General features: G+C 55.1%; 14 protein-coding genes and 1 pseudogene. 9 read left to right on the top strand and 6 right to left on the bottom strand.

Annotation, left to right across the window (positions count from 1 at the left end):
• Window position 1: 1 nt before the first annotated feature.
• Together DYE26_RS25560 and DYE26_RS25565 are read left to right on the top strand one after the other, a co-directional pair.
• Window positions 2–961, top strand: a complete 960-nt coding sequence (locus tag DYE26_RS25560) for a carbohydrate ABC transporter permease (protein WP_051985204.1) — start codon at window positions 2–4, stop codon at window positions 959–961.
• 240 nt (window positions 962–1,201) lie between these two features.
• Window positions 1,202–2,215 carry an endo-1,4-beta-xylanase gene (locus DYE26_RS25565; protein WP_036619047.1) on the top strand — a complete coding sequence of 338 codons (1,014 nt, stop codon included), beginning with the start codon at window positions 1,202–1,204 and terminating at the stop codon, window positions 2,213–2,215.
• Between the two features lie 555 nt (window positions 2,216–2,770).
• Here the strand turns inward: DYE26_RS25565 and DYE26_RS25570 are convergent.
• Both DYE26_RS25570 and DYE26_RS25575 read right to left on the bottom strand, forming a co-directional pair.
• Window positions 2,771–3,940: an anthranilate phosphoribosyltransferase gene (locus DYE26_RS25570; protein ID WP_036619049.1), complete on the bottom strand. Its 1,170-nt coding sequence runs from the start codon at window positions 3,938–3,940 to the stop codon at window positions 2,771–2,773.
• 309 nt (window positions 3,941–4,249) lie between these two features.
• A complete protein-coding gene (locus tag DYE26_RS25575) occupies window positions 4,250–4,855 on the bottom strand; it encodes an ANTAR domain-containing response regulator (RefSeq protein WP_036619051.1) in 606 nt (201 codons plus the stop codon).
• Window positions 4,856–5,561: 706 nt separating this feature from the next.
• On the opposite strand from DYE26_RS25575, the gene nirB reads away from it, so the two are divergent.
• From nirB to DYE26_RS25600, 4 genes are read left to right on the top strand one after another with little or no spacing between them, the layout of a single operon-like run.
• Window positions 5,562–7,994, top strand: a complete 2,433-nt coding sequence (nirB, locus tag DYE26_RS25585; RefSeq protein ID WP_036619053.1) for a nitrite reductase large subunit NirB — start codon at window positions 5,562–5,564, stop codon at window positions 7,992–7,994.
• A 21-nt stretch (window positions 7,995–8,015) separates the two neighbouring features.
• Window positions 8,016–8,330 carry a nitrite reductase small subunit NirD gene (gene nirD, locus DYE26_RS25590; protein ID WP_051985205.1) on the top strand — a complete coding sequence of 105 codons (315 nt, stop codon included), beginning with the start codon at window positions 8,016–8,018 and terminating at the stop codon, window positions 8,328–8,330.
• A 15-nt stretch (window positions 8,331–8,345) separates the two neighbouring features.
• On the top strand, window positions 8,346–9,293 hold the full coding sequence (locus DYE26_RS25595; RefSeq protein WP_082207628.1) for a formate/nitrite transporter family protein: 948 nt from the start codon (window positions 8,346–8,348) through the stop codon (window positions 9,291–9,293).
• Window positions 9,290–9,676, top strand: coding sequence for an SAM-dependent methyltransferase (locus tag DYE26_RS25600; protein WP_051985206.1), 387 nt, complete (start codon window positions 9,290–9,292; stop codon window positions 9,674–9,676). The genes DYE26_RS25595 and DYE26_RS25600 overlap by 4 nt, the downstream gene beginning before the upstream one ends.
• A 196-nt stretch (window positions 9,677–9,872) precedes the next feature.
• Here DYE26_RS25600 and DYE26_RS25605 read toward each other — a convergent pair whose 3' ends face one another.
• The gene (locus DYE26_RS25605; RefSeq protein WP_240534081.1) at window positions 9,873–11,243 is read right to left on the bottom strand and encodes a right-handed parallel beta-helix repeat-containing protein; all 1,371 of its coding nucleotides are present in this window, start codon (window positions 11,241–11,243) and stop codon (window positions 9,873–9,875) included.
• A 588-nt stretch (window positions 11,244–11,831) separates the two neighbouring features.
• Between DYE26_RS25605 and DYE26_RS25610 the strand changes: the two are divergent.
• Together DYE26_RS25610 and DYE26_RS34730 are read left to right on the top strand one after the other, a co-directional pair.
• Window positions 11,832–12,758 (top strand): annotated as a pseudogene (locus DYE26_RS25610) (endo-1,4-beta-xylanase); the annotation flags it as partial.
• Window positions 12,735–13,265, top strand: a complete 531-nt coding sequence (locus DYE26_RS34730; protein ID WP_326044744.1) for a hypothetical protein — start codon at window positions 12,735–12,737, stop codon at window positions 13,263–13,265. The pseudogene DYE26_RS25610 and the gene DYE26_RS34730, both read left to right, overlap by 24 nt.
• Window positions 13,266–13,683: 418 nt before the next feature.
• Here the strand turns inward: DYE26_RS34730 and DYE26_RS25615 are convergent, their stop codons facing one another.
• Complete coding sequence (locus DYE26_RS25615) at window positions 13,684–14,316, bottom strand: polysaccharide deacetylase family protein (protein WP_036619054.1); 633 nt, start codon at window positions 14,314–14,316, stop codon at window positions 13,684–13,686.
• A gap of 394 nt (window positions 14,317–14,710) precedes the next feature.
• Between DYE26_RS25615 and DYE26_RS25620 the strand changes: the two genes are divergently transcribed.
• The gene (locus DYE26_RS25620; protein WP_051985207.1) at window positions 14,711–14,938 is read left to right on the top strand and encodes a hypothetical protein; all 228 of its coding nucleotides are present in this window, start codon (window positions 14,711–14,713) and stop codon (window positions 14,936–14,938) included.
• 99 nt (window positions 14,939–15,037) lie between these two features.
• Here the strand turns inward: DYE26_RS25620 and DYE26_RS25625 are convergent, their stop codons facing one another.
• Window positions 15,038–15,952 (bottom strand): copper amine oxidase N-terminal domain-containing protein, encoded by a 915-nt coding sequence (locus tag DYE26_RS25625; RefSeq protein WP_164815228.1) that lies wholly within the window; start codon window positions 15,950–15,952, stop codon window positions 15,038–15,040.
• A gap of 104 nt (window positions 15,953–16,056) precedes the next feature.
• The gene (locus DYE26_RS25630) at window positions 16,057–16,911 is read right to left on the bottom strand and encodes an SDR family oxidoreductase (RefSeq protein WP_036619056.1); all 855 of its coding nucleotides are present in this window, start codon (window positions 16,909–16,911) and stop codon (window positions 16,057–16,059) included.
• Between the last annotated feature and the right edge of the window lie 4 nt (window positions 16,912–16,915).

The following is a 16,915-nucleotide window of genomic DNA, read 5'->3' on the forward strand; positions in this document are numbered from 1 at the left end:
CATGGCAAACCAAACGGCAAGTCCGCAGCGGGTTCCCGCTGCGGCCGTGAACCGGCGTCTGGGGACAGGCCGCGTTGAGCCCGTTCTTTTTCATACCTTCAATACGCTGTTCATGATTTTTCTCGTTGTCGTCACGCTGTATCCGTTCCTGAATACGATCGCCGTGTCGCTGAACGCGGGTAACGATACGATCCGGGGCGGGATCTACCTGTGGCCGAGGCAATTTACGCTGCAAAATTATAAGGCCGTCTTCGTGTCGGGGACGATTTACGACGCCTTTTGGATTTCGGTGGCGCGCACGGTGTTGTCCACTCTGCTGAACATTTTCCTGACGACGATGCTGGCCTATACGTTAAGCCGGCGGGAATACGTGTTCCGCAAGCCGATTACGTTTATTTTCGTATTGACGATGTATTTCAACGCCGGTTTGATTCCTGGCTACTTTCTGATGAAGGACCTGCACCTGATTAACACGTTTTGGGTGTACGTCGTTCCTTCGATGGTCAGCGCTTTTAACCTGATCGTTATCCGCACCTACATCGGCACAATTCCGGAAAGCCTGATCGAGTCGGCCAGAATCGACGGGGCTGGGGAGTTCAAGATCTTCTGGCGGATCATTTTCCCGCTGTGCAAGCCCGTGCTGGCCACGATTGCCCTGTTCGTCGCCGTCGGCGCCTGGAACTCGTGGTTTGACGCGTTTCTGTACACTTCCTCGCGGCAGGAACTGAGCACTCTGCAATACGAGCTGATGAAGCTGCTGTCTTCAAGCATGAACGCGAACAGCAATCCGGCCGTGGCCGCGGGGGCCGGGATGACCCAGGAGACTGCGGCCGCGATGGTAACGCCGCTGTCGATCCGGGCCGCAGTGACGATCGTGGCTTCCGTGCCGATCCTGCTGGTGTACCCGTTTATGCAAAAATATTTCGTCGTGGGGCTGAACGTGGGGAGCGTCAAGGAGTAGGGGATAAGCATGCGCGTTTGCATGGGCCGCTTGCATAGGTTGTTTAACGTGTGAAGGCTGCGGGTTTTCCTTGGTAATCTAACGGTTGCAGCAGCCGCTATTTTGCGAAAAATGCCCTTTGAAATCGCCGTTGCTGGGGCAAATAGCGGTTGTGGCATCCGTTAGAATAGTTTTGCGGAAAAAAAGCATCTATCTCCACAGTCGAAAAAAGACGTAAATCGTAGGGAGGGAAAGGAAACGATGCGGGAACATGTAGAGCCGGCGCTTAAGGAGCTGTTCGCGGCTGATTTCAAGGTCGGGGCTGCCGTAAATCCGCTTACGATCGGTACGCAGGAGCTGCTTCTGGCCCGTCACTTTAACAGCATTACCGCGGAGAACGAGATGAAGTTCGCCAGCCTGCATCCGGAAGAAGGGACCTATACGTTTGAGGAGGCCGACCGGCTGGCGGAGTTCGCCCGCAAGCACGGGATGGCGATGCGCGGGCACACGCTCGTTTGGCATAACCAAACGGGCGATTGGCTGTTCCAAGACAGCGGGGGAGGCCACGTAAGCAAAGCGGTGCTGCTGGAGCGGATGCGCGAGCATATTCATACGGTCGTGGGCCGGTATAAAAACGACATTTACGCCTGGGACGTGGTCAATGAGGCGGTTGCCGACGAGGGCGGGGACTTGCTGCGCGCCTCAAAGTGGACGGAAATTGCCGGAGCGGACTTGGATTTTATCGTCAAAGCGTTTGCGTTTGCCCATGAAGCGGATCCGGACGCCGTGCTGTTTTATAACGACTATAATGAATCCCATCCGCTTAAGCGCGATAAAATTTATGCGCTGGCGAAATCGCTGCTGGAACGAGGCGCGCCGATCCATGGAATCGGGCTGCAGGCGCACTGGAACCTGTTCGATCCGTCACTGGACGAGATCCGGGCAGCGATCGAGAAGTACGCGTCGCTCGGGCTGCAGCTGCAGCTCACGGAGCTGGACATGTCCGTCTTCCGTTTCGACGACAGACGGAGTGATTTGACCGCGCCCGAACCGGGGATGCTGGAGCGCCAGGCCGAACGGTACGAAGCCGTTTTCCGGCTGCTGAAGGAGTATCGAGGCGTCATCAGCGGAGTCACCTTCTGGGGAGCGGCGGACGATTATACGTGGCTGGACGATTTTCCGGTCCGAGGGCGGAAAAACTGGCCGTTCCTGTTCGATGAGCGGCACCGCTCGAAACCGGCGTTCGACCGCGTGGCGGGGGTAGCGTTAGGATAAGCCGCATAGTTTGCACAACCGAACATATCCGCGGGGCGTATTGAAAAACGCGGCTGCTCCAGAAAGACGATTTACTCGCAAGCATTTTACGCACAAGCATTCCATTCACAAGCACTTCATTCCCCTGGGCTTCGATCAGTTGGGGGGATGGAGTGCTTTTTTCGCTAACGGACCTGAGAAACCCTACTTGTCCCAAAATGGAGAAGTAAAAATTGTAACGGACTCAGTTGGCCTTATTCCCTTCAAATCAGCCCAAATTGCCTCATCCGGGGGCAAATAGCGACCGCTGCCGCTCGATATGTCCACTGTCGCTGGACGTACCCGCCAGCCTCTGGACGTACCCGCTTCCGCGCTACAGCCTGATATTTTGGTGAAAAATAATGGGCGGGTCAATTACGCCCGCTGCCCGGTGGAGCGACTGTCCCGATTTAGGATGAGCAAGGGGGAGGAGTGGAAGAAAGAAGGCGAGTAATTCCCCGGGGGAAGGAGTCGCCAGCGCCAGCGCCGGGAGGCTCGATCCCGAGGAAATAGAAAAAAAGCCATAAGCCGGGGGATTCAGGCTTTGCGGGAGATTTGCTCGCGTTCGGCGGCGGCCGTTTGCGTCAGCCGCATCGCCTCCTGCCAGAGGCAGTAGGCGTCCCAGGCTGCGCCGCTGTCGAGCAGCGCTTTGCAGGTGTAGACGCCCTCCTCGACGGAACTGACCCGTTCGGCCAACTCCAGGCGCACGGCTCCGTTCAGCAGCACTTGGTTGACGAAAGCGGGATGGGCTTCGCCGCGCAGCACGGCTTCCGTGACGCGCAACTGCTGCTGCGCCGACCATGGCGTGTTCGCCTCCGGGAGCGGCGTATCCAGCCCGTACGTTTCCGGGTCGATCACGCGCAGCTTGGCTGATCCCTGGTCCACAACGTATGTCCGGGTCGGCCGGTCGATAAACAGGTCTTCCGATCCTTGCGTCCCCTGGACGATAAGCGCCCGGCGGTAGTCGAGCTCCTGAATGAGCTGGGCTATCCGGTCAAATACGGTGTTGTGGTATATACCATAAACCAGACAAGGAGATTGGCTGAAATCGAGCAGCTTTTCGATCGTATTGAGGATCGACCGCAGCCCAAGTTCTTCGCGGATCGGCCGCAAACGGGCCAGCGGCGGGCACCAGACTTCCGCAGGAACAAACCGGACCCCGGCCGCCGTGACAGCGCAGCCTGGGCGGACTCCGGCTACCTCAGCCGCACTGGCTGGTCGGACTCCGACCATCTCAGCCGCACCTCCTGAGCGGGCAGCGCCGGCTGGTTGGGCCGCGGCGGGCGGTTCCATCTTTTCGGCATGAATGCCCATTTCACCCAACAGGTCCGACAGCGTGACGCCCCATTTAGGGGGCAGCGATTTGGTCCCGTGCAGCGTCACCGGCAGCTCGCATGCGGCCAGCAGGAAGGACGTAGCGAAAGTGGCCATAAAGGAATTGGTTCTCCCGTCGTAAGGGCCGGCGCAGTCAAGGCCGCCCGGAACCTCCGACCTGTGCGCATGGCGGCGAAACACGGTCACGAACGCCTTCAGTTCATCCACACTTTCCAGTTTGATACGCTGCGCCATAAAAAACGCGCCGATTTGCGCGGGAGACGCGTCGCCGTTCACGATTAGCTCTGCGGCGGCCAGCGCCTCCTCATAGTTTAAATCTCGGGCGCCTCTTTTTCCCCGGCCCACTTCCTTCAGAATATCCGTCATCAACATCAGCAGCCCCTCCTTTTCTAGAGAATTCCGTTTAAAAACCAGTTTTTCGGCACCGAAACCTATGCTGCCAAGGTGCGTTTCTTTAAAAATAACGGAACTCTATGGTCTTATTTTCAGGACTAAGCCTGTTCATCATCATTAGCGGAATTTAATGGTCTTATTTCACGATCAATGGTACCCCAAGCGGTCACTTTCCCGCGCTCCAAGAAAATAACGACATAAAATTCCTCTATTTCTCTCAAAATGGGTAATCTCGTTGAATTAGGGCCGCTTTTTTCCCTTATATGACTGGCCCGAGTAAGACCGGGCTCAAAATTTTAATTGCTGGTGCGCCCTAACGACCGAAGTCGCCACATCGACCATCCGTTTTCGTTCATTCATCGCCCGCTTGCGCAGCATGTCGTAGGCTTCGGCTTCGGACACCTTGTTCACGTCGCATAAAATGCCTTTGGCCATGTCGATCCATTTGCGTTCTTCCAAGCGCGAGACCAGTTGAGCGCGTTCATCCATCCACGCCTGGCGCTCCAAAAAATGCTTGGCGCCGATTTGCAACGCCCAGTGCAGCTCCTGCGCGGACATCGAGGGAGTCAGGATGCCGTCGATCGGAACGTCGGTTTCGCAAGCTTCCAGGGAAGCGGCGGCGGCTTCCGCGCTGCACCACCACAATAGCGGCAGGGGCTTCCATTCCAGCAATAACCCGCCCCAGCGCCGGACCGTATCGATCGGCATATCGAGAACGGCGGCGTCGACCTCTCTGATCCGCTTGCGGATTTGCGCTTCCTGTCTGGAGGCGAGGACGAGATAACCGCTCGTTTTCAGCTTTGCCTCGGGATCGGGGAGAGGCGGAATCACGTCCGGCGCCCCCGGCCCGGCATCGGTATAAGAAGTATCGCGTATGACCAATAAAAAGCGCATCGAGAGGCACTCCCTCCTATCCATGACGATCTTTTCAAACTTATTGAGGTAGTTCAAAAAAGGCCGCTTTTGAAGATATAAGAAAGAGTTGACTACTAAGAATCAGCTCCCTTATATCGCAAGAAAAACTATCGCTAATCGCGATCCGTTTTCTTTGAATATACGTCGATTGACGTTTTTCTTATCACGAAGTGAATTCAAGAAGTACCTCGGCATCGAATCTTGAATTCAGCCGGGCCCTAGCATATGCTTCGGCGCTGAAAACCGTCCTTTTTGAACATGTACTTATTAAGAAGGCGCAAGAACGCCCGCAGCAAGCAAGGAGCAAGGCGATGGAGAGCCGTTTGCAACGGAAAGAAAACTGACATGGAAACGAGGTGTGAAAATGATACATGTATTTTCTCGTCTTTTCTCCAAAAAATCAATATAAATGTTAAAAAAGCTGACATTAAAAAATTATTTATTAAATTTTATGTAATAATTATTGACATTGCCACAAAGCTTTTATATAGTAAATGTCAATCAATCACATTTTTAAATTTTATTCAATTCAATATTGAAACGTCGGATACAATGGGGTATCCGAATGAATGGAAGCGGCAATGGAGCCTGTCTTCGCAATCCGTAAGAAAAGCGTGTGTTTTTCTATGGGCGAAGCGGGCTTTTTCTGTTTTTTAGGGCGATTACGCGAAAGGGGAGAGTGGAGATGAACCACAAGAAAAAAATGGTGCTCGTCGGAGGCGGGATGGCGGGGATGCGCACGATCGAGCATGTGCTGAAGCTGGCCCCGGAGGCTTATGAAATTACGGTGTTCGGCGCCGAGCCGTATCCGAACTACAATCGGATCATGCTGTCCTCGGTGCTCGCCGGGGGAGCCGATATGAAAGAAATCATCATTAACGACCTCGATTGGTACGCGGAAAACAACATCAAGCTGCATCTCGGCGACGCGGTGACCAAGCTTGATACGGCGAACAAACGGGTCAGCTCGGCGTCCGGCGTCCAGGCGGAATATGATGCGCTGATTTTGGCGACGGGCTCCGACCCGTTTATGCTTCCGCTCCCGGGCGCGCAAAAAGAAGGCGTGATCGGCTTCCGCGACATTAAAGACTGCGAGCTGATGATTGAAGCCTCCAAAAAATATAAGAAGGCAGCGGTGATCGGCGGCGGGCTGCTTGGCCTGGAAGCGGCGCGGGGGCTGCTGAATCTGGGGATGGACGTATCCGTCGTGCATATCAATCCCTTCTTAATGGAACGGCAGCTTGACGAGCCGGCCGCGCGGATGCTGCAGCGCGAGCTGGAGGCGCAGGGGATGAAGTTTCTGCTGCAGAAGCAGACGGCGAGCATTTACGGCCATCGCCGGGCCGAAGGCCTGGAATTTGCCGACGGCAGCCGGCTGGAAGCCGACCTGGTCGTGATGGCCGTCGGCATCAAGCCGAACGTGGAGCTGGCCAAGTCGGCCGGGCTGGAGGTGAAGCGGGGCATCGTCGTTAACGATTATTTGGAAACGAGCGCCCCCGGCGTGTACGCGGTCGGCGAATGCGCCGAGCACCGCGGCATCGCTTACGGCCTGGTGGCCCCGCTGTACGAGCAGGGCAGCGTCCTGGCCAAGCGGCTCTCCGGCGTGGAGACGGCCGGCTACGAAGGGTCCGTCACCTCGACCAAGCTGAAGGTGTCGGGCGTGGACGTTTTTTCCGCCGGTTATTTTCACGATGCTCCGGGAACGCGTTCACTGCGCGTCCAGGATGAACTGGAAGGCATCTACCGCAAAATCGTCCTGCAGGACGACCGGATCGTCGGCGCGGTGCTGTTCGGGGACACGACGGACGGCGCCTCGCTGTTCGCCAAAATCAAAAGCGGGGAGTCGGTGGCCGGAAAGGAAAAGGAGCTGCTGCTCGGCTATGCGCCGGGGCAGTCTTCCGGGGCCTCCCCGAACGCCAGGCTCGCCGCGATGGCGGACGACGAGATCATTTGCGGCTGCAACGGCGTATCCAAAGGAACGATCGTCGACGCGGTGAAAAACGGCTGCACCAGCGTCGGCGAGATCAAAGCCTGCACCAAGGCGTCGGGCTCCTGCGGCGGCTGCAAGCCGCTCGTCGAAGGGCTGCTGCACTTATACGCCGAAGGCGACATCGGCGAGCCGGCCAAGGAAGGCATCTGCGGCTGCACACCGCTTTCCCGCGACGAAATCGTCGAAAGCATCAAAACGATGGGCCTGAAGAGCGTCAAAGAAGTCATGAACGTGCTGGAATGGAAAGAGCCGGAAGGCTGCTCCAAATGCCGGCCGGCGCTGAATTACTATTTAGGGATGCTCTGGCCTGCGGAATACGTCGATGAAAAAGAATCCCGGTTCGTCAACGAACGCTACCACGCGAATATTCAAAAGGACGGAACTTTTTCCGTCGTGCCCCGGATTTACGGCGGCGTGACTTCCCCGGCCGATCTTAAGCGGATCGCGGCCGTGGCGGAGAAATACAACGTGCCGATGGTGAAATTCACCGGCGGACAGCGGCTCGACCTCCTTGGCGTCAAGAAGGAAGACCTGCCAAAGATCTGGGAGGAGCTCGATATGGCTTCCGGCCATGCTTACGGAAAGGCGCTGCGCACGGTGAAAACCTGCGTCGGCTCGACCTTCTGCCGCTTCGGCACGCAGGACTCGATCGCGATGGGGATCCGCATGGAAAAAGCGTTCGAACGCTTGAATACGCCGGGCAAGGTGAAGCTGGCCGTATCCGGATGCCCCCGCAACTGCGCGGAAGCGACGATCAAAGACCTTGGCGTCGTCGCCATCGACGGCGGCTGGGAGCTTTATATCGGCGGCAACGGCGGCGTGAAGGTGCGGGCGGCGGAGCTGCTCTGCACGGTGAAGACGGAGGACGAAGTGATGGAGTGGACGGCCGCTTTCCTCCAATACTACCGTGAGCAGGCGAGCTGGAACGAACGCACCGCCCAGTGGGTGGAGCGCGTCGGGCTGGACGCGATCAAAGCGGTGCTGGAGAACGCCGGGGAGCGCAAAGCGCTGGCCGCGCGCATCGAGGAGACGCTCAGCGGCACGACCGATCCGTGGAAGGAAATCTTAAACAACGAAGAGCTGCGCAAAAACTTTGAACCGCTGCAAAGCGCACAGCTGCAGAACTAACTGATAAGGGGAGAAATCACCATGCTGACAAAAATACAGGTTGCCCGACTGGACGAGATCGACCGGCTGGGGGCGCGGACGGTAACGATCGGGGATAGAGAAGTGGCGATTTTCCGGCTCAGCGACGGCACGGTGCGGGCGCTCGAAAACCGCTGCCCGCACAAGGCTGGGCGGCTGTCGGAAGGGATGGTGTGCGGCGCGGCCGTGCATTGTCCCCTGCATGACTGGAAGATCGATTTAAACAGCGGACAAGTGCGTGAGCCGGATCATGGCCAAGTGACCGTTTACGAAACCGAAATCGATGAAAAGGACGGAGCTATCTATATTTCGCTGTAGAAGGAGAGACGCACCATGGACTACGTAAAACCCGGTGAAGTGCTAACTGCGATGATTGAAACGGGAGAGAACAAAGCCCGCCTGGGCATCCTGCAGATGCTGGCGAAAGGATTTTTGGGCGGGTCGATTCTCGCCTTCGCCACGACGCTGGCTTTTACGGCCACGCAGCAAACGTCGCTTGGCATTGTCGGGGCGCTGATTTTTCCCGTCGGCTTTGTCATCATTGTACTGCTTGGACTTGAGCTGGTGACCGGCAGCTTTGCTTTGATCCCTTTGGCTGTGCTGGAGCGAAAAGTGCCGCTATCCCGGATGCTGGCCAATTTCGGCTGGGTGATCCTCGGGCATCTGATCGGCTGCGCGGTGTATGCGATCCTTTATGGACTGACGATTACGAAAATGGGCGCGGATTTCAGCCATCCGCTGATCCAGACGATCATTCAAACCAGTGAGGCCAAAACGGTCGCCTACAAGCATATGGGCGGCAGCGGGCTTGCCCTCGTCACCATCAAAGCGGTGCTGTGCAACTGGATGGTCACCCTGGGCGTGGTGATGGGGATGACTTCGCGTTCGACGGCGGGAAAAATCGCGGCGATGTGGCTGCCGATCCTGATCTTTTTCGCGCAGGGGTTTGAGCATGCCGTCGTGAACATGTTTATCATTCCGGCGGGGATGATGCTGGGTGCGAACGTCAGCTTTGCCGACTGGTGGGTATGGAACCAGATTCCTGTGCTGATCGGCAACTTCCTTGGCGGCGTCGTGTTTACGGGACTGCTGCTGTACGTGTCGCAGAAAGGAAAAGGCTTGGCCGTGGAAGACAATGCGCGGGCGGCTATGGCGGGCCCGGAGCGTTCGGCGGTCTCTACGGCTCCGTCGGCGCTGGCATCCTCTGGAGCAAATGCGCCGGACGAGCCTGAACGCCGCGGGGTGCCGGCCAATCCGGCCGGAGCAGGGAACAGCCTATGACAGGCCCCGCCGGTAGGGGAAGCATCGTTGGCGCGGGGCTGGGGGTTCCGGAGCTGATCACGGTCAAAGCGTTGAAGCGGCTGCGGGAGGCGGAGGTTATCCTGTGCGACCGGCTGGTAAACGAGGAGCAGCTCCGGTATGCAGGCCAAGGGGCGGAGCTGATCTCCTGCGGCAAAGCGCCGGGGCACCATGCGCTGCCGCAGGAGGAAATCAACCGCCGGCGTTCCGCTGACGCACCGCGGCGCGGCCGCTTCCTTTGCCTGCGTTACCGGCAGCCGCTGCCATGGGAACGGGGTCGCCCGTCCGCTGGGATCTGCTGGCGCATAACGTCGATACGCTGGCGATCTGCATGGACGTCGGCCAGATCCATCCGTAGCGGCTGACGCAAAAATAGCCGGATGCCATCGTTTACCGCATCCGGCTATTTGGGTGTGCATAAACCGAGTCGCATTTACTTAAGGGACTCCGTTAGACGGCTTCCTTTCACTGAAATTGAAAGTTGGCACGGCGCCGCGTGCCACATGCGCGTGCCACATGACGATTGCTACACGGCGCTTGTCACACAGTGCTTGCCATGAATTACGGCATTGTCGCGCCGATATTCGTGCCGCTGGGCGTTCCTGATCCGATCAGGTCGCTGCCGGCGGCAAGCTTCAAAAAGTTCCCGAGACTGAAAGAACCGTCGGCGTTTCTGGTGACGGACGGGGTCAGGGAGACGAAATCCGCATCGCTGGCCACCAGCCCTTTGGCGTTGGTGCTTTTTTTGTTTTTCCACCAGACGTTGCTGCTGTCGACGTCGGTTCCGCTCGTTTTGTCGCTGGATCCCCCGGAGTACGACAAGTTGTTCGTGAACACGTGCGTGCCTTTGTCGAAGGCGAAATTGCTTTGCCCGTTGCTCCAGGAGGTATTATTGGTCATGGCGATGGAGCCCGGGTTGCTGTTGTAGGTGAAGCCGTGTTTCTTGTTTTGGAAAGCGACGCTGTTCTGCACGATATGATTGACGGCAATTTTGTCCCCGCCCAGCTTAAAGCCGTTGCCGTCGCTGTCCGATGTCGAATTGCCGTCCGAGGTTTGGCCGTTTTTGTAGGCGATGCTGTTTTTGATCGTAACCGCTCCGATCGCTCCCGTTTCGGACTTGGTGTACAGATCCCAGCCGTCGTCGGTGTTCCAGGCGGCGATGCAGCTGTCGAATACGTTGCCCGGGCCGATCGTCAGCTTGGCGGCAAAGCCGTCCGCGTCTTCGCCGTTGTCGGGGTCGAAATTGTCATGGGAGTACACCCGGATAATCTGGTTGTAGCTTGGCCAATCGGCGATATTCGTCATAGAGGAGGAATAGCGGCTGATCTGCAGTCCGGAATCGCGGTTATGATGGGTTTCCACGTTTTCGATGATGTTGTAATTTCCGCCGATGAAAATCCCGTTATCCCCCGCTCCCCGCACTTCCAGCCCTTTGACATGCCAGTAGTGCCCGAAAATTTGCAGTCCGCGTTGGTCGGAGGCGAAGGCTTGCGCATAGAAATCCAAGACCGGTTTTTCGCTCCCGTACGGGGCGATCGTTTTGTATTGGCCCGCGCTGCCGCTGTTGTTCCGTTCGATGGTTACCGGAGCGGAAAAGTTGTAGGTGCCTCCGCGCAAGTATATCGTGCCGCCGGGTGAAACTTTGGCAATGGCTGCAGCCAGCGTGGTTGGACTAGCGATTGTGCCCGGATTGCCGCTTGAGCCGTTGGGGGAGACATAAATGGCTTCCGCCGCCGCTGTTACGGGCTCTTCGCGCTCGTCAGCAGCAAAATCCTGGGTCGCCGGCGCAGTGAACTCTTCGATCCCGGTCGCGCCAAATTCGTCGTTTACCGCCAGTGAGGACGGCAACCCCCAAGTTAGCGATCCGCCCAACGCAAGGCAAAATGTAAGCGTAACCATCGTTCCGTATGAACCTAATTTCGATTTTTTCATACAAACAGCTCCTTTACGGAAATTTTGTAAATCACAAACAAACAGGTGAAAACTTGCGAAAAAACCAGGGTTGGAAAAATAACGGCAGTAACGGCAGGGTTCGTAAGCGAGGCTTTGGTATTCACGCTAAAAAAGGCTAGTCCGGTCAACAAAAAGCGGCCCAGTTCGAAAGTATAATCCGTTCATGGCACACCCCCTCGTCTAAAAATTTACAGGGCGTCTTACCTCAACTCTGGGGAAATGAGAGTGGAATTATTTCTAAGCGGCGTCCTTGAATTAACTATATAGTAAATAAATGTAATCTAACAATAAGTCTTTTCGACTATTTTCCACAAATTTCCCTATTTGTTGGGTGACAGGATTGAATCCGCATAAACAAATATCTAAACTTTTCAAGGTAAAAGCTTTAATTTGGGTAATTCCAGATATTACTAAACAATTATAATATGGAAATGTAAGCGATTGCATATTTAGATTGAAGGAGGTGATTGGTTCCGATAACAGATCCAATACCGCGCGTCGTCCCAGGTAAAGATTTCGAGTAAAAATAATCAAGGAGGAATTATGATGTTTAAATCAAGGTTCATGATGGGGCTTGCCGCTTTTGTGCTGCTGGGCTCCGTGCTATCGACCGCGCTCAGCGGGGAAGCCAGGGCCGGATTGGCGGGCGGAAGCAAGTTTTTGGGCAATATCATAGCAAACAGTGTTCCCTCCAACTTTTCAACCTACTGGAATCAGATAACACCGGAAAATTCGACAAAATGGGGAGCGGTTGAAGGAACAAGAAACAGCATGAACTGGAGCGCGGCCGATACGGCTTACAACTATGCCCGAAGCAACAACATGCCGTTCAAATTCCATACGTTGGTTTGGGGCAGCCAAGAGCCCGGCTGGATCAGCGGTCTGTCGGCCGCGGAGCAGAGGGCGGAAGTTACGCAGTGGATTCAGGCGGCGGGGCAGCGGTATGGAGGCGCGCAATTCGTCGATGTCGTTAATGAACCGCTGCACGCCAAACCTTCCTATCGGAATGCGATCGGGGGAGACGGAGCTACGGGCTGGGATTGGGTCATTTGGTCTTTTGAACAAGCCCGACAAGCTTTTCCCAACTCCAAGCTGCTGATCAATGAATACGGGATCATCAGCGATCCGAATGCGGCGGCCAATTATGTAAAGATTATCAATCTGCTGAAAGCGAGAGGCCTGATCGACGGGATCGGCATCCAGTGCCATTATTTTAATATGGATACGGTGTCGGTGAATACGATGAATTCGGTGTTGAACACGCTGGCTGCTACCGGATTGCCGATTTATGTTTCGGAGCTGGACATGACCGGCGACGACAGTACGCAGTTGGCCCGATACCAACAAAAATTCCCGGTGCTTTGGGAGCATTCCGCAGTACAAGGGATCACACTGTGGGGCTATCTTGAGGGCCAGACCTGGCATGAGGGCACGCAATTGATCACCGGTTCGGGCACCGAACGCCCGGCGCTGCAATGGCTCCGGCAGTATCTTGACGGAGGCGGGGGCAACCCTGGCAACCCTGGTGGCCCTGGGGGCGGTTCCGACGGAGCTTATGCCGACTTTGAAACGGGCACCGACGGATGGAGCGGAGGCAATATTGCCGGCGGACCTTGGTCCACCACGGCCTGGAGCGCCAAAGGCTCGAAATCTTTGCAGGTCGACATTGCGATGTCGAACGGAAGCCAGCACTATATGTATAAGAGCGGCAATTTTGATTTCTCGGGCCATTCACTGCTAAGGGCTACGGTGAAGGGGGCGAGTTGGGGGAACTATGGCTCCGGACTCGGGGTCAAGCTGTATGTGAAGCACGGTGACAACTACACGTGGAAAGACAGCGGCTGGCGGACGATCAGCGCCGGCGGAACTTTGGATTTAAACCTGGATCTGTCGGGTGTCGATAAGTCCAATATCAAAGAATACGGCGTTCAATTTATCGACGCCGACAACTCCTCGGGCCAAACCTCGGTATATGTAGATAACGTATATTTATGGAATTAAGCGCAAAAGGCAAGAGAACCGCAGCTATGGTTCGGTTCTCTTGCCTTTGCGTCTTTTGTACCTTTTGCGTTTTGAGGGCGTAAAGTGCGAGCGGTGCCGACATAGGCTATATGCCGATATAGTCGGGTGGCAGGTTACTGCGGCCGTGGGGCAACATAACGTTCTGATTGGAATTATCCAATAGAATGGTGAGTAAGCGCCAAGTACAGCAGCATGATTGGATATTTCCAATAGATTCGGCTCGGAAGGGCGCATAACGGGAGGTTTAAGCGAATTCTGTTGGATATTTCCAATGAGTGCTCCCAATAGCGTTCGGTTTCCGTCAATCTATTGGATTTTTCCAATATGAGAAAGAGGGAGGCCCTTGCGTGGGCCCTGCCCCCCTGGCCCCTGTTCCGTCGGCTGGCTCGCGGCTCCCCTAATAAGCGTCCTCGCTCATTTCAAGCAGTTCACTCACCGTAACAAGCCGGTATCCTTTACGCGTCAGTTCAGAGACGAGAATCCGTACAGCCTCTACCGTTTGTGAGCGGTCATCGAAGCCGTCATGGAACAGCAGCACGCTGCCCGGCGTCAACGCTTCCCGCGTTTTATCGACGATGTGCCGCACCCCGGGCATCTCCCAGTCGGTAGCTGCGCCGTTTACCGCCCCGATGGAGTGGTAGCCGAATTCGCCGGCCGCCATCGCGGCCACTTCGGCGTTGGTAGCGAAGTACGGTGGCCGAAACACGCGTGGTTTCGAACCGGTCACCCGCACGATCAGTTCCTCCGTTTGCGCCAGTTCCCGGCGGCATTCATCGGGACTGACTTCAGGCATAGCAGGGTGCGTGTAAGTATGATTTCCGATCTCATGGCCCTGCTCATGCACGGCCTGCGCGGTGCCAAGGCTTTTTTCCATTTGTGTGCCGATCATAAAAAAGGTGGCCTTGGCCCCCGCTTCTCGAAAAATGTCGAGAATCTGCGGCGTAAATTCCGGGTTGGGGCCATCATCAAACGTAAAAGCGACGGCCTTCTCCCGGACGGCAATCCGAGAAATCACTTCGTGACTTGACATGTCAGGACCTCTCCTCCAGTTAAATCTGTTAGCTAGGTTACTAAATTTATTCGTGGTTTGAGGGTAGAGTCCTTTTTTGTTTACAAAAGTGACATGTCAAACATTTATTATATATCCTCAATGGGTCTTTAATTAATTAGGATAAAAAGATGTATAGCTTCCTAATTCGTCAGAGGCTTTAATTTCCGATGGAAGTATATATCTTATGGTATTGTCGTCTATATCTTCTCCAAGAATATCCTTATTTGTTCCGTAAAAAAAAAGCTTGCCAAACGAATTTTGAACAATAATTATATTGCGTATTGGATAACCATATATTGAATAGATAGCCATCAACATTATCTATGTTATTTCTTGCCCATTTACCTGCTTTTTTGTTTTGGGAGGAAGTATAGTGGGTACGCAAAACTGTAAGTTTAATGAAGATATTAAGTTCATCAGAACAAAAGTTGGGAAGGCCCCTTTATTTAAAACAATGGTTATATTCAAAGACGAACCAGAGGCGTCGTATTTTTATAGAGTTAGGGACGGGGAAGTTTTACAATTTACTCATTTGGTCGTTGAAGGGGTATCTAATAAAAGAAAACCCGAAGGGGAGTACAAACATATCGACAAGAGGTAGAACAGTTATAGATCAAGGTATTTGACTTGAAGAAAAAAACGGGCTGGTTACAAGAAAAATTCTCCTGGAACCAACCCTCTATTCATACCCGATGTCCCGTCATTTTGCCTCGTTTGTTCCCTCTAAGCGCAGAGGCGAAACTCCCGTGTTCTCTTCTTCAATAGGAAACAGAGCATCCAAATTGTTCATCTCTTTGGTGCCAAGCTGTTCCACCGTTCCATCCGTATGGATGCGGCCGTATTGCGCTTGCCCGGCGTGCGTGGAGATATCGTAAAAGATTAAATTTGTTTTTATTTCCGGGCGAGTTCCTTGTTCTTTAATGATCCCTTTAGCGTAAAAAGTGGATTCCTTGCCTTGCTTGGCGTCCAAGGCCGCCTCCCAGATTAGTTTAGCCGCGTTATCGGTAATCCGGTAATAACTGATGACTTGATTCGAGATGCTGAAGAAGCTTTTATAATCTCCCTCAGGAAAATAAATGCTCCAGGTCCCCAGGCTGTCTCCGGAATAATCAAGGTCCGGCAAAGAAGATATTTTCGGCAAATTCAAAGCCGCGAGCCGTGCGGCGGTCAAATCCCCGCTGTGCAGGCTTTTTTTCTGCTGCTCTGTCGTTTTGGCAACGTAAACCGTCTTGGTAGCCGGATTCCAGGCAACGTCGGCATCGAATGCTTCCGCAACAAATCGCAAAGGCACCATGACCCTGTTATTTATGACCTGCGCAGGTTGAGACATGCCGATCGTTTTCGCTCCCTTCTTGGCCGTTTTTTCACCGACTTTCAGGGTAAGCGTTGCATCCGTTCCGCGCTGGGCGATCGTTAAGGTTTTGGACGCATGGTCCCAACGGCTGATCGTTAAGCCTTCGATTTCCTCAACAACGCGAATGGGTACGTATACCGAACCGTCTTTGTTCACGGGTCTTGCGGGTGTATCGGCAAGCTGTCCATTGAAGTCGAGTTGAATGTTTTCCGCGGCAAGCGCAGCCGGCACTATGCTAAAAAACAGAAGCAAACCCAACAAACAAACTTTGAACCTCATGAGACCATCCTTTCGTCGCTATAAATCACCACACCACTATACTAACCCGGCCAGGGCAATCTTGGCAAAAACACCGTGTTTTCCCGTTACACGCCCGAATAAGCCATAAATCCGCCGTCCACGGGGATCACGGTCCCGGTCACGAAGCCGGAGGTGTCGGCGTCCGCCAGCCATAGCAGCGTACCGAGCAGATCCTCGGGAACGCCAAACCGGCGCATCGGCGTGTGCGTGATGATTTTATGCGAACGTTCGGTCAGCGATCCGTCGGGGTTCGTCAGCAAATTCTTGTTTTGTTCGGTCAGGAAAAAACCCGGCGCGATCGCGTTCACGCGGATCCCCGATTCGGCCAGATGCACGGCCAGCCATTGCGTCAGGTTGTTGATCGCCGCTTTGGCCGCGCTGTAGGCCGGCACTTTGGTCATTGGGCTCACCGAGCTCATTGAGGAGATATTGATCACGACGGCGCCCGGCCGGCCGATCATTTCCTTGACAAAAACCTGCGTCGGGATCAGCGCGCCGGTGAAGTTGAGGTCGAGAACCCCGCGGACACCGGCCAGGCTAAGATCAAAAAAGGTCGTCACCTCCGGGTTCTCCAAATCCTCGGGGCGAAAAGTCTCGTTTGTCGTGTTGGCACTGGCCTGGTTGCCGCCCGCGCCGTTGATGAGTATGTCGCAAGGACCGTATTTTTCGCGTACGGCGGCTTCGGCGGCCTTGACGCTCTCCGCGTCCGTGACGTCGCAGGCGATGGCCGCGGCTTCTCCGCCGTCACGGCGGATTTGCTCGGCGACGGCCTCGCCTTTCGTCGCTGTCCGGTTCAAAATGGCGACGCGAACCCCTTGGCGGGCCAACTCATGAGCCATCGCTTGGCAGAGCACCCCGGCTCCGCCGGTAATGACCGCGGTTTTGCCCGCCAGCGAAGGGTGTGAAGGTAGTGGATTCATCGCA

The organism is Paenibacillus macerans (genome assembly GCF_900454495.1).
GTDB lineage: Bacteria > Bacillota > Bacilli > Paenibacillales > Paenibacillaceae > Fontibacillus > Fontibacillus macerans.

Excerpts from the sequence above, each read along its gene's own strand:
- nirB (WP_036619053.1), top strand. The coding sequence starts at position 5,562 with ATGAACCACAAGAAAAAAATGGTGCTCGTCGGAGGCGGGATGGCGGGG.
- DYE26_RS25565 (WP_036619047.1), top strand. The coding sequence starts at position 1,202 with ATGCGGGAACATGTAGAGCCGGCGCTTAAGGAGCTGTTCGCGGCTGAT.
- DYE26_RS25570 (WP_036619049.1), bottom strand. The coding sequence starts at position 3,940 with ATGTTGATGACGGATATTCTGAAGGAAGTGGGCCGGGGAAAAAGAGGC.
- DYE26_RS25600 (WP_051985206.1), top strand. The coding sequence starts at position 9,290 with ATGACAGGCCCCGCCGGTAGGGGAAGCATCGTTGGCGCGGGGCTGGGG.
- DYE26_RS25595 (WP_082207628.1), top strand. The coding sequence starts at position 8,346 with ATGGACTACGTAAAACCCGGTGAAGTGCTAACTGCGATGATTGAAACG.
- DYE26_RS25560 (WP_051985204.1), top strand. The coding sequence starts at position 2 with ATGGCAAACCAAACGGCAAGTCCGCAGCGGGTTCCCGCTGCGGCCGTG.
- DYE26_RS25615 (WP_036619054.1), bottom strand. The coding sequence starts at position 14,316 with ATGTCAAGTCACGAAGTGATTTCTCGGATTGCCGTCCGGGAGAAGGCC.
- DYE26_RS25605 (WP_240534081.1), bottom strand. The coding sequence starts at position 11,243 with ATGAAAAAATCGAAATTAGGTTCATACGGAACGATGGTTACGCTTACA.
- nirD (WP_051985205.1), top strand. The coding sequence starts at position 8,016 with ATGCTGACAAAAATACAGGTTGCCCGACTGGACGAGATCGACCGGCTG.
- DYE26_RS25575 (WP_036619051.1), bottom strand. The coding sequence starts at position 4,855 with ATGCGCTTTTTATTGGTCATACGCGATACTTCTTATACCGATGCCGGG.
- DYE26_RS25630 (WP_036619056.1), bottom strand. The coding sequence starts at position 16,911 with ATGAATCCACTACCTTCACACCCTTCGCTGGCGGGCAAAACCGCGGTC.